We start from the raw sequence: 13486 nt of genomic DNA on the forward strand, positions 1-13486 counted from the left end.
AGAGTGGTGAGAAGAGAGGTGAGGCGGCCCCGGTGACGGGGTCAGGTTAGCCGGTGGCCGATACTTGGACACATGGCTTACGACGATCTTCGCTCCCTGCTCAGGGCACTGGAGCGCGAAGGCGACCTCAAGCGCATCAAGGCCGAGGTGGACCCCTATCTGGAGGTCGGGGAGATCGTCGACCGGGTCCAGAAGGCCGGTGGCCCCGCGCTTCTCTTCGAGAACGTGAAGGGGTCCTCCATGCCCCTCGCCATGAACGTCTTCGGGACCGACCGGCGGCTGTTGAAGGCGCTCGGGCTGAAGTCGTACGGCGAGATCTCCGAGAAGATCGGCGGGCTGCTGCGGCCCGAGCTGCCGCAGGGGTTCGTGGGGGTGCGGGACGCCTTCGGCAAGCTCGGCTCGATGACCCATGTGCCGCCGAAGAAGGTGAAATCCGACAACGCTCCCGTGCAGGAGGTCGTGCTGCACGGCGACGACGTCGACCTCGACGAGCTGCCGGCCCTCTTCACCTGGCCGCAGGACGGCGGGTCCTTCTTCAACCTGGGGCTCACGCACACGAAGGACCCGGAGAGCGGGATCCGCAACCTCGGGCTCTACCGGCTCCAGCGCCACGACAAGCGCACCATCGGCATGCACTGGCAGATCCACAAGGACAGCCGGAACCACTACCAGGTCGCGGCCCGGCGGGGTGAGCGGCTGCCGGTCGCCATCGCCTTCGGGTGTCCGCCCGCCGTGACGTACGCCTCCACCGCGCCGCTGCCCGGTGACATCGACGAGTACCTCTTCGCCGGGTTCATCGCGGGCAAGCGGATCGAGATGGTCGACTGCAAGACCGTGCCGTTGCAGGTGCCGGCGCAGGCGGAGGTGGTGATCGAGGGCTGGCTGGAGCCGGGCGAGATGCTCCCGGAAGGTCCCTTCGGCGACCACACCGGGTTCTACACCCCGCAGGAACCCTTCCCGGCGCTGACCATCGACTGCGTGACGATGCGGAAGCGGCCGTTGCTTCAGTCGATCGTCGTAGGCCGGCCTCCGACGGAGGACGGACCGCTGGGGCGCGCCACGGAGCGCTTCTTCCTCCCCCTGCTGAAGATCATCGTGCCGGACATCGTGGACTACCACCTGCCCGAAGCGGGCGGATTCCACAACTGCGCGATCGTCTCCATCGACAAGAAGTATCCGAAGCACGCGCAGAAGGTGATGCACGCGGTCTGGGGGGCACACATGATGTCCCTGACCAAGCTGATCGTGGTCGTCGACTCCGACTGCGACGTCCACGATCTGCACGAGGTCGCGTGGCGGGCCCTCGGCAACACGGACTACGCCCGTGACCTCTCGGTCGTGGAAGGACCCGTCGATCATCTCGACCACGCCTCCTACCAGCAGTTCTGGGGCGGCAAGGCGGGGATCGACGCGACGAGGAAGTGGCCCGAGGAGGGCTACACGCGGGACGGCGGCTGGCCCGAGATGGTGCTGTCCGACCCGGAGACGGCGGCGAAGGTCGACCGCCGGTGGAAGGAGTACGGACTTTCGTGAGCAGCGCATCAGCCGCGATCCCGCAGCCGGGGCGCACCAAGGCGTTCCTACGCCTCGTCATGATCGAGCACTCCGTCTTCGCCCTGCCCTTCGCCTACATCGCCGCGCTGACCGCGATGTTCCAGTGGGACAAGAACATCCACTGGGGGCGGCTGCTGCTGGTCACCATCTGCATGGTGGGGCTGCGGACCTTCGCGATGGCGGTCAACCGGATCATCGACCGGGAGATCGACGCCCGGAACCCGCGCACCGCGCACCGCGAGCTGGTGACCGGCGCGATGACGGTGAAGCACGCGTGGACGGGCGCGCTCGTCGCGCTCGTCGTCTTCCTGGGCTCGGCGGCCCTCCTCAACCCCCTCTGTCTGGCCCTTGCCCCCATCGCGGTCGTGCCGATGGTGATCTACCCCTACGGCAAGCGGTTCACGAACTTCCCGCAGGCCATCCTCGGTCTCGCCCAGGCGATGGGGCCGGTCGGCGGCTGGCTCGCGATCACCGGTGAGTGGTCCTGGGACGCGGTGATCCTCGGCCTCGCCGTCGGCATCTGGATCGGCGGCTTCGACCTGATCTACGCCTGCCAGGACATCGAGACCGACCGCGAGATCGGCGTCATGTCGGTCCCGGCCCGCTTCGGCATCCCGGCGTCCATCCGGGGCGCCCGCGTCTGCCACGCCATCACCACGGCCCTCCTCGCCTGGTACGGCGCGACGACCGGCGCCGGCGCCTTCTACTGGTTCGGCCTGCTGATCGTCGCGGGCGCCTTCGTGTACGAGCACTCGATCGTCCGGCCCCATGATCTTTCGCGGTTGAACAGGGCGTTCTTCAGCGTCAACGGGTTCATCGGGATCGCGTTGTTCCTGTGCGCGCTGCTGGATCTGCTGGTGCGGGGGCTCACGGTGTAAGCGCGGCGGGCCGCTGCGCCGGCCCCCGCCGGAACGCGAACGCCGCCCCCACCCCCGCCGCCAGGCCGATCAGGTGGGCCTGCCAGCTCACGCCCGACTGGGTCGGGGCCAGGCCGAGCAGGATCGAGGTGCCCCAGACCGCGCCGATGAGGAGGCCGACGGCTATGCCGAGGGGGCGGCGCTCGGCGAAGCCGCTGACGAGGAGGAAGCCGAAGAGGCCGAAGATCAGGCCGGAGGCGCCGGCCGTGTTGGTGTGGGCGGGGGAGATCAGCCAGACGCCCAGGCCGTCCGCGACGATGATCAGCGCGGAGACCGCGGCGAAGCGGCGGATGCCGCCCAGGGCCGCGAGGAAGCCGAACACCAACAGCGGCACGCTGTTCGCCGCCACGTGGGCGAAGCCGAAGTGGATGAACGCGGCCGGGATGATGTCGACCAGCTCGGAGGGCTCGCGCGGGACGATGCCGAGGCCGTCCAGGGCGTGGCCGCTGATCACGTCGACCACTTCGAGCAGCCACAACAGCGCGACCCAGCCCACCATCAGCTTCGCCGCGGCCTTCGCGCGGTCGCCCCGCGACCACTCCAACTCCGTACCGAACCTCGTACCGGACATGGCACCCCCCACGGTCCACTCGTCCCCACCACACAACGCCCGGCACCCTTGGCCGGTTCCCGCTCCGCCACGCCAGCTAGGCTCGGTGTCGTGAACCCAGTCAAGCCAGGAGAGACGCCGCGTACGCCTTGGATCGTAGGGGTGTCCGGCGCTTCCGGCACCCCATACGCGGCTGCGGTCCTGCGCGGGCTCCTCGACGCGGGCGAGAGCGTCGACCTCGTCGTGTCCCGGGCCTCCCGGCTCACCCTCCTCGACGAGACGGGGATCGCCTTCAGGGACGCGCACTGGCAGGACGACCTGCGGGAATGGCTGGCCCGCGGGGCCGACGGCAAGCCCGGCACCTTCCAGCCCGCCATCGACACCGACGCCGTACGGCACTGGAGCGCGGGCGACCTCGCGGCTGGTCCGTCCTCGGGGTCGTATCCCGCGAAGGGGATGCTCATCGTGCCCGCGTCAACCGCCTGTGTCGCCGGGGTCGCCCTCGGCCTCAGCAAGGACCTGTTGCAGCGGGCGGCGAGCGTGACCCTCAAGGAGCGGCGCAGGCTGGTGGTCTCCGTGCGCGAGACCCCGTTGAACGGACAGACGCTGCGCCACCTCGTGACCCTGGACGACCTGGGCGCGGCCGTGGTGCCGGCCTCGCCCGGTTTCTACGCGGGCGCCACCCACATCCAGGACCTGGTGGACTTCGTTGCCGGGCGGGTCCTGGACGCGGCGGGCGTCGAGCACGATCTGTACCGCCGGTGGAAGGGCGACCTCGGGGGCTCCCGCACCACCGGCAACTGACGTACGGCACCCACGAATTCATCCTCATCACCGGAAGGCAATCGATCGCATGGACGCGGTGGACAGGCAGCTCATCCAGGCCCTGAGAGAGAACGGCCGGGCTTCCTACGCGGAGCTGGGGCGCCTCGTCGGCCTGTCGGGACCCAGCGTCACCGACCGCATCAACCGGCTGGAGGCGGCCGGTGTCATCACCGGCTACCGCGCGACCGTCGACTCGGCCTCCCTCGGCCTCGGCGTCATCGCCCTGATCGGCATCTCGCTCTCCGACGCCGCCGACCACGAGGACGTGGCACGCCGGCTGAAGGACCTCAGCGAGATCGAGGACTGCTGGTTCATCGCGGGCGAGGACTCGTTCATGCTCAAGGTGCGGGCACCGGACGTGGACGGCCTGGAGAAGACCATCCGGCGGCTCAGCGGGACGAAGGGGGTCTCCAGGACCCGTACCACGATCGTGCTCTCCACGAAGTGGGAGAACCGGGTCGGAGAGCTGCCCGAAGAAGCCTAGAGGTCTAGGCGTACCGTTTAACAAGCTGTCTCAGGAAGAGGTAAGGGCATGGATGTCGGGCTCAAGCGCGAGCTGGAGCAGAAGGTCCGCTCCGGTGAGCGGCTGTCCCGTGAGGACGGCGTCGCGCTGTACGAGTCGGACGACCTGGCCTGGCTGGGCGGGCTGGCGCACGAGGTGCGGACGCGGAAGAACGGCGATGTCGTCCACTTCAACGTCAACCGGCACCTCAACATGACCAACGTGTGCACCGCGTCCTGCGCCTACTGCTCGTTCCAGCGCAAGCCGGGCGAGAAGGACGCGTACACGATGCGCATCGAGGAGGCCGTCCGCCTCGCCAAGGCGATGGAGGGCGAGAACCTCACCGAGCTGCACATCGTCAACGGGCTGCACCCGAACCTCCCCTGGCGCTACTACCCGCGCTCCCTGAGCGAGCTGAAGAAGGCCCTCCCGAACGTCTCGCTGAAGGCGTTCACGGCGACCGAGATCCATCACTTCGAGACCATCTCCGGGCTCTCCGCCTCAGAGATCCTCGACGAGCTGATCGAGGCCGGCCTCGAATCCCTCACCGGCGGCGGCGCGGAGATCTTCGACTGGGAGGTCCGCCAGCACATCGTGGACCACCGCACCCACTGGGAGGACTGGTCCCGGATCCACCGGCTGGCGCACGAGAAGGGGCTCAAGACCCCGTGCACCATGCTGTACGGCCATATCGAGGAGCCGAAGCACAGGGTCGACCACGTACTGCGGCTGCGGGAACTCCAGGACGAGACCGGCGGGTTCCAGGTCTTCATCCCGCTCCGCTACCAGCACGACTTCGTGGACATGAAGGACGGGAAGGTCCGCAACCGCCTCCAGGCCCGCACCCAGATGGCGACCGGCGCCGAGGCGCTCAAGACCTTCGCGGTCTCGCGGCTGCTCTTCGACAACGTCCCGCACGTCAAGGTCTTCTGGGTCATGCACGGCGTCCAGACCGCCCAACTCGCCCTCCAGCACGGCGCGGACGACATGGACGGCTCGGTCGTCGAGTACAAGATCACGCATGACGCCGACAACTACGGCACCCCGAACAAGCTCACCCGCGACGACCTCCTCGACCTGATCCGCGACGCCGGTTTCCAGCCGGTCGAGCGGAACACGCGCTACGAGATCATCCGCGAGTACGACGGCCCGGACCCGGCGCGGCGCGAGTCCCCGCAGCCGATGCGAGTGTGACCACGGCACGATGGCGCTCACTTTCGAACTGGACCCCGCGATAACCCCTGCCCTGCGCGAGGAGATCCTCACCCTGTGGGCGGACGTCTCCAACGCGGGCGGCTCCGTCGGGTTCGTCCCACCGGTGGCGGTGGACGAGATACGGCCCGAACTGGTCCGGCACTTCGTCGCCATGGCCGAGGGCCGCACCCGGCTGCTGGTCGGCCGGGACGAGTCGGGCACGGTCGCCGCGACCGTGTTCCTCGCGTTCAACACCCACCGGCTGATGCTGCACTGGGTGTGGCTCTACACGGTGATGGTCCACCCCCGCCACCAGGGCAAGGGCTACGGCCGCGACCTGCTCGCCGCCGCAGAGGAGGCCGCCCGCGGCCTCGACGGCATCGAGGCGATCCGCCTGACCTGCCGGGGCGGCCACGGCCTGGAGCGGTTCTACGGCTCCTGCGGCTACAAGGAGGTCGGCCGGGTGCCCGGCGCGATCCGTGTCGCCCCCGGTGACGACCGGGACGACATCTTCATGCTGCTGCCCCTGATGTGAGCCGCGCACCCCGCCCGAAGATCGGCGGGGGCGCGTGCTTCACTGAGTAGGACTGTTCGTCATGGTTTCGGAAGCTCACGGAAGAGTGGATTGAGATGTTCCGCTACACACTGATGCGCCTCGGGGTCTTCGCGGGCTGCCTCGGAGTCGTCTGGGGCCTCGTCTACCTCGGCGTCTTCCCGCGCGGCTTCGGTGAGTCCAACGGCATGTGGATCGTGCTGCTGGCGCTGGTGATCTCGGCGCCGATCAGCTTCGTGGCGCTGCGCGGGGTGCGGGACCGGGCCTCCGTGCAGATCGTCGAGCGGGTCGACCGGATGAAGGCGAACCTGGACGCCAACCGCAACCAGGAGGACGAGGCGGTCGACGCCGCCGGTCCGCAGGGCCAGGCCTCCTAGTACCGCTGCTGTACGTTCTGTCGGCAGGCCGGGTGCCCGGGTCGAACTACCCTTGCCCCCATGGGTGCCGTGAAGACCAAGCGGATGCCGCGGGCGGTCCGTGAGCAGCAGATGCTCGACGCCGCCGTGCGGACCTTCGGACAGCGCGGCTACATGGCCGCGTCGATGGACGAGATCGCCGAACTCGCGGGCGTCTCCAAGCCGTTGGTGTATCTCTACCTGAACTCGAAGGAAGACCTCTTCACCGCGTGCATCCGGCGCGAGGGCCAGGCGCTCACCGAGACGGTCCGGGCCGGGGTGGACACCGCCTCGCCCGCCGACAGCCAACTCTGGGACGGGCTGCGGGCGTTCTTCACCCACACCGCCCAGCACCCGGACGGCTGGTCCGTGCTGCACCTCCAGGCCCGCACCCACGGCGAGCCCTTCGCGGCCGAGGTGGCCGCGATGCGCGCCGAACTCGTCGCGTTCGTCACCCAGTTGATAGCGGCCGCCGCCCGCGAGGCGCACCGCAACCCCGACCTTCCCGAGCGCGAGGTGGCCGGCCTCGCCGAGGCGCTGGTCGGCGCCGCCGAGTCCCTGGCCGCCTGGTCGAACTCGACCCCGGGCGTCACCGCCAAGCAGGCGGCGGCGACCCTGATGAACTTCGCGTGGGCGGGCCTTGGCGGCCTGATGGAGGGACGGCCCTGGACTCCGCCCGTGATCGCGGACGCCGAGCGCTCATGACGCTCAGGACGTGAGCGGCCGTACGACCCCGTCCAGATGCGTGCGCTCCCCGCTCCGCAACTGGAAACGGCCGCCCTCCGCCGCGTACTCCACCACTCCCGGCAGCAGCACCGGCGCCTTGAACTTGGCCTGCACATAAGCCGATTCGGGCGTGCCGTGCGCGGCCAGGCACCGGGCCGCCGTCCACATGCCGTGCGCGATGGTCCGGGGGAAGCCGAAGAGGCGGGCGGTGAGCGGGTGGAGGTGGATGGGGTTGCGGTCGCCGGACGCGGCGCCGTAGCGACGGCCGACGTCCTCGGCGAGGTGCCATTCGGCGACGGTGGGCAACGGGGCCCGATCGTCCGGGACTTCGGGCGCGGCCGTGCCGGTGCGACGGTGCCGGGCGAGATAGGTGCTCCGCGACTCCCAGACGACCCGGCCCCCGCCCGTACCCCCGTCACCGCTCCGCATCTCCGTGCTGACCGTCGCCTCGGTGCCGCGTCGGTGCGGGGCCAACTCGTCGATGCGCACCGCGAGTTCGTACTCACCGGTGGCCGGTACGGCCGTGTGCCGGGTGATCTCCACGGAGGTGTGGACGAGGCCGAGCAGGGGGAGCGGGAAGGCCCGGCAGCTCATCAGCCGCATGGCCAGCGGGAAGCCGAGGACGTGCGGATAGGTGACGGGGAGGGCGTCCTCGCCGGTGGCGAAGCCGCAGACCCGCTCGTAGGCCGCGAGTCTGGCCAGGTCGACGCGGACGCCGGGCAGCACGAGCCCGGTGCGGGCGAACTCGGCGTCGGGGCGCGGTCTCTTGAACGGAGAGAGCAGGGCACCGCGGAGGAGGAGCGGGGTGAGCGCGGGGGTGTCGGTGAGGGTCGGATAGGGGTTGGCCATGTCCCACTCCCGAGTGGCGTCCTGGGCGGCTCTTTTCGGCTTACTTCGGAGTAAGGTTACCGCAGGTAAGGCCAAGTGGGGCGAGCCGGACGGTTCATGGGGCACGCATGGGTGACGCAGGGGCCGCACAAGGCCGACATATAACTGACGTATGGCTGACAGAGCCCCTTGAACCCGCCGAGGCTGCACAGGCCCGGCTCCGTACCACCCCCGAACCCGCACAAAGTCACCACGCGGGCCCCGTACGATCTGCGACCTGACCCGAGGTAACCCCGGCCGAGGGCCGCGGATGAACACCTCGGTACGCGCCATGCGTACCTAATGCAGCAGAGCGGTACAAGCTGCACGCCTCAGGAGCCGCCATGTCCCTCGCCTACCCGTCCGGCTACGACTACGACGGCGCGCCCGTACTCGTCGAGCCAGAGATACGGCGGCTGGACGGCGTGGTGCGCGAGGTGTCCGTACCGCCGCTGGTGCCGCCGGCCACCCACGGCTCGCTCGCCGACATACCCTTCGAGAACGCGACGGCGGCCCCGGAACACCTGGTCCTCAGCAGGCAGACGGAGGACGGGGGGTGGACCGACGTGACGGCGGCCGAGTTCGCCGAGCAGGTGCGGGCCGTCGCCAAGGGGCTGATCGCGGAGGGCCTCGCGCCGGGCGACCGGATCGCGGTCATGGCCCGGACGTCGTACGAGTGGACGCTCCTCGACTTCGCCGCGTGGGCGGCGGGCCTGGTCACCGTCCCGATCTATCCGACCTCCTCCCTCTTCCAGACCCGGTGGATCCTCCAGGACTCGGGCGCGGTGGCGATGGCCGCCGAGACGGTCGCGCAGGCCGCCGCCCTCGGCCCGGAGACGCCCCGGCTCCCCGACCTGCGCCACATGTGGGTCTTCGAGAAGGGTCATCTGGACCGGCTGGCCGAGCTGGGCCGGGCCCTCCCGGACCAGGAAGTCGCCGTACGGCGTGGGGTGTTGCTGCCCGACACGCTCGCCACCGTCATCTACACCTCGGGCACCACCGGCCGCCCCAAGGGCTGCGCGATCACGCACGGCAACTTCCTCGCCGAGGTCGACAACGCGATCGAACTGCTCTATCCGGTCTTCAAGAACAAGCCGAACGAAGAGCCCTCCACCCTCCTCTTCCTGCCCTACTCCCATGTCTTCGGCCGGATGGTCGCCGTCGCCTGCGTCCGCGCCCGGGTCCGCCTCGGGCATGCGGCGAGCCTCAAGTCCGAGGATCTGCTGGCCGATCTGGCGAGCTTCCAGCCGACCTTCCTGCTGGCCATCCCGTACATGCTGGAGAAGGTCTTCAACAACGCGCGGGCGAAGGCGGAGAAGGGTGGCCGGGGCAGGGTCTTCGACCGCGCGACCAACGTGGCCCGTCGCTACGGCGAGGCCCTGGAGGCCCGTCAGTCAGGCAAGAGCTCGGGCCCGAGCCGCCCGCTGAGGACGGCCCGCGCCTTCTACGACCCGCTGGTCTACCGCAAGATCCGCAACGCCCTTGGCGGCAAGCTCCGTTACGTCATCTGCGGCGGCTCCCCGCTCGGCCGCCGCCTCGCCGCGTTCTACGCCGGCGCGGGCATCGAGATCTTCGAGGGCTACGGCCTGACCGAGACCACGGCGGCGGCGACGTGCACCCCACCGCTCAAACCCCGCCTGGGGACGGTCGGTTGGCCGATGCCCGGCACCAAGGTGCGGATCGCCTCGGACGGCGAGATCCTGCTCGCCGGCGGCCAGGTCTTCCGGGGCTACTGGGACCCGCACGGGGACGGCGTGATCCCCGCGTCCCCCGACGGCTGGCTGGCGACCGGCGACATCGGCAGCCTCGACGACGACGGCTATCTGACCATCACCGGCCGCAAGAAGGAGATCCTGATCACGGCCGGCGGCAAGAACGTGGCCCCGGCCCCGCTGGAGAACTGGCTGCGCTCCCACCCCCTCATCGCCCAGTGCATGGTCGTCGGCGACCGCCGCCCCTACGTCGCCGCCCTCATCACCCTCGACCTCGAAGGCATCACCCACTGGCGCCAGATGAACGGCAAGCACCCGGTGCCGGCCGAACTCCTCGTCAACGACGAGGAGTTGAGGAGAGTCCTGCAACGGGCCGTCGACGACGCCAACAAGCTGGTCTCCCGCCCCGAGTCCATCCGCCGCTTCAGCATCCTGCCGGTCGACTTCACGGAGGCGGCCGGCCACCTCACCCCGTCGATGAAACTCCGGCGCGAGGTCGTCATGGGGGACTTCGCGAAGGAGATCGAGGAACTGTACGCGCAGGAGCGATAGCCCCCGTCCCGTATCCCCCTCCCATCCAGGCACCACCAAGGTCCATCCGTACGTCACGACACCGGGTTGCTCAAGTGAACGTTCGTACCACCCGCGGGACCGCTGTGCGCCGTACCGCCACCGTCCTGACGGCTCTCTCCTCCGCCCTCTCGCTCGCCGCGTGCGGGGTCATCGACGGCTCCTCCGGGAGCGACTCCGCCACCCCGGAGAAGGGCGACGACATCACGGTGGGGCTGCTGCTGCCGGACCGGGACACCGCCCGCTTCGAGAAGTTCGACCGCCCCATCATCGAGAAGGAGGTGGCCACCCTCACCCACGGCAAGGGCAAGGTCCGCTACGCCAACGCCGGGGCGAGCGAGGCCAAGCAGAGCGAGCAGTTCGGGCAGATGATCGACGCCAAGGTGGACGTGGTGCTGGTCGACGCGCTGAACGCCAAGGGCATCGCGCCGGACGTCCAGAAGGCCAAGGACGCGGGCATACCGGTCATCGCCTACGACCGGCTCGCGCAGGGCCCGATCACCGCGTACATCTCCCACGACAACGAACTCGTCGGCCAGGTACAGGCCCGCGCCGTCATCGAGGCGCTCGGCTCGAAGGCGAAGACGAGCAAGGTCGTCATGATGAACGGCGACCCCGCCGACCCGAACACGGCCCTGCTGGAGGAAGGCGCGCTCAGCGAACTCAAGGGCAGCGTCGACATCGTGAAGCAGTACAACACCGACAAGTGGTCGCCCGCGGTCGCCAAGGCGAACATGAAGAAGGCGATCCAGTCGGTCGGCCTGAGCAACATCGCGGCCGTCTACTCCGCGAACGACGGCATGGCCGGCGCCGTCATCGACGAGCTGAAGGCGGCGGGGGCGACCACGATGCCGCCGGTCACCGGGCAGGACGCGAACCTCGACGCGGTGCAGCGGGTCATCTCGGGGGAGCAGTACATGACCGTGTACAAGTCCTTCCTGGACGAGGCGACCTACGCGGCGAAGATGGCGGTGGCCGAAGTCCAGGGCCAGGACATCGAGTTCGACGCGCTGACCCGCGACAAGGTCGACAGCCCGACGAAGAAGGACATCCCTTCCATGCTCGTCCCGGTGGTCGCCCTCACCCGCGACAACATCAAGGACACGGTGATCGCGGACGGCGTCTACACCGTCAAGGACATCTGCACGGCGGCGTATGCGGCGGACTGCGCGGCGATCGGACTGACGTAGTTCCGCTTCGGCCCCGCTCATTGACTTCACAAGACCCCCGCGCGACATTCCCAGCCCATTTCCTTGTCGGGCTGGAGCGGCCATGACCCCGAGCACGGACGCACATCAGGAACTCCCCGGTAGAAGACGTGTGTTGGCCGGTGGTGCGGCCGCCGCGCTCACCGTCGCCACCGGAGCCCGGCAGTCGGCCCACGCCGCCGACCTCCCCCTCCTCGGCACCTACGACGTCGTCGTGATCGGCTCGGGCGCGGCCGGCATGACCGCCGCGCTGACCGCCGCCAAACAGGGCCTGAGCTGTGTGGTGGTGGAGAAGGCACCGACGTTCGGCGGCTCGGCGGCCCGCTCGGGAGCCGGGATCTGGATCCCCAACAACCCCGTGATCCTGGCGGCCGGAGTCCCGGACACCCCCGCGAAGGCCGCCGGCTATCTGGCCGCGGTCGTCGGCTCCGACGTCCCCGCCGACCGCCAGCAGTCCTTCCTCTCCCACGGCCCCGCCATGATCTCCTTCGTCATGGCGAACAGCCCGCTGCGCTTCCGCTGGATGGAGGGATACAGCGACTACTACCCGGAGTTGCCGGGCGGTCTGCCGGGCGGCCGTTCCATAGAACCCGATCAATTCGACGGCAACATCCTCGGCGCCGAACTCGCCCACCTCAACCCGCCGTACCTGGCCGTCCCGACCGGCATGGTCGTCTTCAGCGCCGACTACAAGTGGCTCGCCCTGTCCGCGGTGAGCGTCAAGGGCGCGGCCGTAGCGACGGAATGTCTGTCCCGGGGGACGAAGGCGGCCCTGCTCGGCCAGAAACCCCTCACCATGGGCCAGTCACTGGCCGCCGGCCTGCGCGCGGGGCTGCTGAGCGCCCAGGTGCCGGTGTGGCTCAACACCCCGCTCACCGACCTGTACTTGGAGGGCGGCGCCGTCACCGGAGCCGTCGTCACCCGCGCCGGAGCCGCCGGACTGGTCCGGGCCCGGCGCGGGGTGGTGGTCGGCTCCGGCGGCTTCGAGCACAACGCGGCGATGCGCGCGCAGTACCAGCGTCAACCGATCGGCACGGACTGGACGGTCGGCGCGAAGGAGAACACCGGCGACGGCATCCAGGCGGGCCAACGCGTGGGCGCGGCACTGGCGTTGATGGACGACGCGTGGTGGGGCCCCACCATCCCGCTCCCCGGCGACCCGTACTTCTGCCTCGCCGAACGCACCCTCCCCGGCGGCCTGTTGATCAACCAGGCGGGTTCCCGCTTCGTCAACGAGGCGGCGCCGTACAGCGACGTAGTCCACACCATGTACGACCGCAACACGGCCGCCCCCGACATCCCGGCCTGGCTGATCGTCGACCAGAACTACCGCAACCGCTACCTCTTCAAGGACGTGGCACCGACGTTCACGTTCCCCGACGACTGGTACAGCTCGGGCGCGGCGTACAAGGCGTGGACTCTCGACGCGCTGGCCTCGTCGACAGGGGTCCCGGCGGCAGCCCTCCGCTCGACCGTCAACCGCTTCAACTCCCTTGCGGGCAGCGGCAAGGACACCGACTTCGGGCGCGGCGACAGCGCCTACGACCACTACTACACGGACCCGTCGATACTCCCCAACTCCTGCCTGGCCCCGCTCTGGCTGCCCCCGTACTACGCCTTCCGCATCGTCCCCGGCGACCTCGGCACCAAGGGCGGCATGCGCACGGACGCACGGGCACGGGTGCTGCGGGCGGACGGTTCGGTGATCCCCGGCCTGTACGCGGCGGGCAACGCGAGCGCCGCCGTGATGGGGCACAGCTACGCGGGCGCGGGCTCGACGATCGGCCCGGCGATGACGTTCGGGTATGTGGCGGCGCTGGATCTGGCGGGAGCGCTGTAGCGGTTGTGGAGCCGCCGTCCCGGCCTGGTCATTACGGGGTCAAGAGATGACCAGGCCGGGGCCAAGCGGCCGT

13 protein-coding genes are annotated in these 13486 nt (G+C 69.6%); 11 read left to right on the forward strand and 2 right to left on the reverse strand.

The features are described from left to right. Positions 1–72 precede the first annotated feature (72 nt). A complete protein-coding gene (locus AB0M63_RS00670) occupies positions 73–1533 on the forward strand; it encodes a menaquinone biosynthesis decarboxylase (protein ID WP_355904718.1) in 1461 nt (486 codons plus the stop codon). Further along, positions 1530–2432, forward strand: coding sequence for a menaquinone biosynthesis prenyltransferase MqnP (mqnP, locus tag AB0M63_RS00675; RefSeq protein ID WP_355904721.1), 903 nt, complete (start codon positions 1530–1532; stop codon positions 2430–2432). The genes AB0M63_RS00670 and mqnP overlap by 4 nt, the downstream gene beginning before the upstream one ends. Here mqnP and AB0M63_RS00680 read toward each other — a convergent pair. Beyond that, positions 2422–3042 (reverse strand): rhomboid family intramembrane serine protease, encoded by a 621-nt coding sequence (locus tag AB0M63_RS00680; protein ID WP_355904724.1) that lies wholly within the window; start codon positions 3040–3042, stop codon positions 2422–2424. The genes mqnP and AB0M63_RS00680 overlap by 11 nt on opposite strands. A gap of 90 nt (positions 3043–3132) precedes the next feature. Here AB0M63_RS00680 and AB0M63_RS00685 point away from each other — a divergent pair, with 90 nt between their 5' ends. The 6 genes from AB0M63_RS00685 to AB0M63_RS00710 all read left to right on the forward strand — a co-directional run bounded on the left by AB0M63_RS00685 (position 3133) and on the right by AB0M63_RS00710 (position 7195). Then, entirely contained in the window at positions 3133–3825 is a 693-nt protein-coding gene (locus AB0M63_RS00685) for a UbiX family flavin prenyltransferase (RefSeq protein WP_366017902.1), read from the forward strand. Between the two features lie 49 nt (positions 3826–3874). Then, the gene (locus AB0M63_RS00690) at positions 3875–4330 is read left to right on the forward strand and encodes an Lrp/AsnC family transcriptional regulator (protein WP_355904730.1); all 456 of its coding nucleotides are present in this window, start codon (positions 3875–3877) and stop codon (positions 4328–4330) included. 48 nt (positions 4331–4378) lie between these two features. After that, positions 4379–5542 carry an aminofutalosine synthase MqnE gene (gene mqnE, locus AB0M63_RS00695; RefSeq protein ID WP_355904733.1) on the forward strand — a complete coding sequence of 388 codons (1164 nt, stop codon included), beginning with the start codon at positions 4379–4381 and terminating at the stop codon, positions 5540–5542. A gap of 10 nt (positions 5543–5552) precedes the next feature. Then, positions 5553–6077, forward strand: a complete 525-nt coding sequence (locus AB0M63_RS00700; protein WP_366017904.1) for a GNAT family N-acetyltransferase — start codon at positions 5553–5555, stop codon at positions 6075–6077. A 95-nt stretch (positions 6078–6172) separates the two neighbouring features. Continuing rightward, the gene (locus AB0M63_RS00705) at positions 6173–6472 is read left to right on the forward strand and encodes a DUF4229 domain-containing protein (RefSeq protein ID WP_355904739.1); all 300 of its coding nucleotides are present in this window, start codon (positions 6173–6175) and stop codon (positions 6470–6472) included. 60 nt (positions 6473–6532) lie between these two features. Beyond that, positions 6533–7195: a TetR/AcrR family transcriptional regulator gene (locus AB0M63_RS00710; protein WP_366017905.1), complete on the forward strand. Its 663-nt coding sequence runs from the start codon at positions 6533–6535 to the stop codon at positions 7193–7195. 3 nt (positions 7196–7198) lie between these two features. Here the strand turns inward: AB0M63_RS00710 and AB0M63_RS00715 are convergent, their stop codons facing one another. Then, complete coding sequence (locus tag AB0M63_RS00715; RefSeq protein WP_355904745.1) at positions 7199–8065, reverse strand: MaoC/PaaZ C-terminal domain-containing protein; 867 nt, start codon at positions 8063–8065, stop codon at positions 7199–7201. A 362-nt stretch (positions 8066–8427) separates the two neighbouring features. On the opposite strand from AB0M63_RS00715, the gene AB0M63_RS00720 reads away from it, so the two are divergent. The 3 genes from AB0M63_RS00720 (at position 8428) to kstD (ending at position 13413) form a co-directional block, all read left to right on the forward strand. Next, positions 8428–10347 carry an AMP-dependent synthetase/ligase gene (locus tag AB0M63_RS00720; protein ID WP_355904748.1) on the forward strand — a complete coding sequence of 640 codons (1920 nt, stop codon included), beginning with the start codon at positions 8428–8430 and terminating at the stop codon, positions 10345–10347. Between the two features lie 104 nt (positions 10348–10451). Further along, a complete protein-coding gene (locus AB0M63_RS00725) occupies positions 10452–11555 on the forward strand; it encodes a substrate-binding domain-containing protein (RefSeq protein ID WP_355905281.1) in 1104 nt (367 codons plus the stop codon). Between the two features lie 82 nt (positions 11556–11637). Beyond that, on the forward strand, positions 11638–13413 hold the full coding sequence (kstD, locus tag AB0M63_RS00730; protein WP_366017907.1) for a 3-oxosteroid 1-dehydrogenase: 1776 nt from the start codon (positions 11638–11640) through the stop codon (positions 13411–13413). The last annotated feature ends 73 nt before the right edge of the window (positions 13414–13486 follow it).

Source organism: Streptomyces sp. NPDC051576 (assembly GCF_040681835.1).
Classification (GTDB): Bacteria; Actinomycetota; Actinomycetes; order Streptomycetales; family Streptomycetaceae; genus Streptomyces.

What these genes read in the sequence shown, in the direction of transcription:
- AB0M63_RS00670 (WP_355904718.1), top strand. Translation starts at nt 73, where the DNA reads ATGGCTTACGACGATCTTCGCTCCCTGCTCAGGGCACTGGAGCGCGAA.
- AB0M63_RS00680 (WP_355904724.1), bottom strand. Translation starts at nt 3,042, where the DNA reads ATGTCCGGTACGAGGTTCGGTACGGAGTTGGAGTGGTCGCGGGGCGAC.
- AB0M63_RS00690 (WP_355904730.1), top strand. Translation starts at nt 3,875, where the DNA reads ATGGACGCGGTGGACAGGCAGCTCATCCAGGCCCTGAGAGAGAACGGC.
- mqnE (WP_355904733.1), top strand. Translation starts at nt 4,379, where the DNA reads ATGGATGTCGGGCTCAAGCGCGAGCTGGAGCAGAAGGTCCGCTCCGGT.
- AB0M63_RS00700 (WP_366017904.1), top strand. Translation starts at nt 5,553, where the DNA reads ATGGCGCTCACTTTCGAACTGGACCCCGCGATAACCCCTGCCCTGCGC.
- AB0M63_RS00705 (WP_355904739.1), top strand. Translation starts at nt 6,173, where the DNA reads ATGTTCCGCTACACACTGATGCGCCTCGGGGTCTTCGCGGGCTGCCTC.
- AB0M63_RS00710 (WP_366017905.1), top strand. Translation starts at nt 6,533, where the DNA reads ATGGGTGCCGTGAAGACCAAGCGGATGCCGCGGGCGGTCCGTGAGCAG.
- AB0M63_RS00715 (WP_355904745.1), bottom strand. Translation starts at nt 8,065, where the DNA reads ATGGCCAACCCCTATCCGACCCTCACCGACACCCCCGCGCTCACCCCG.
- AB0M63_RS00720 (WP_355904748.1), top strand. Translation starts at nt 8,428, where the DNA reads ATGTCCCTCGCCTACCCGTCCGGCTACGACTACGACGGCGCGCCCGTA.
- kstD (WP_366017907.1), top strand. Translation starts at nt 11,638, where the DNA reads ATGACCCCGAGCACGGACGCACATCAGGAACTCCCCGGTAGAAGACGT.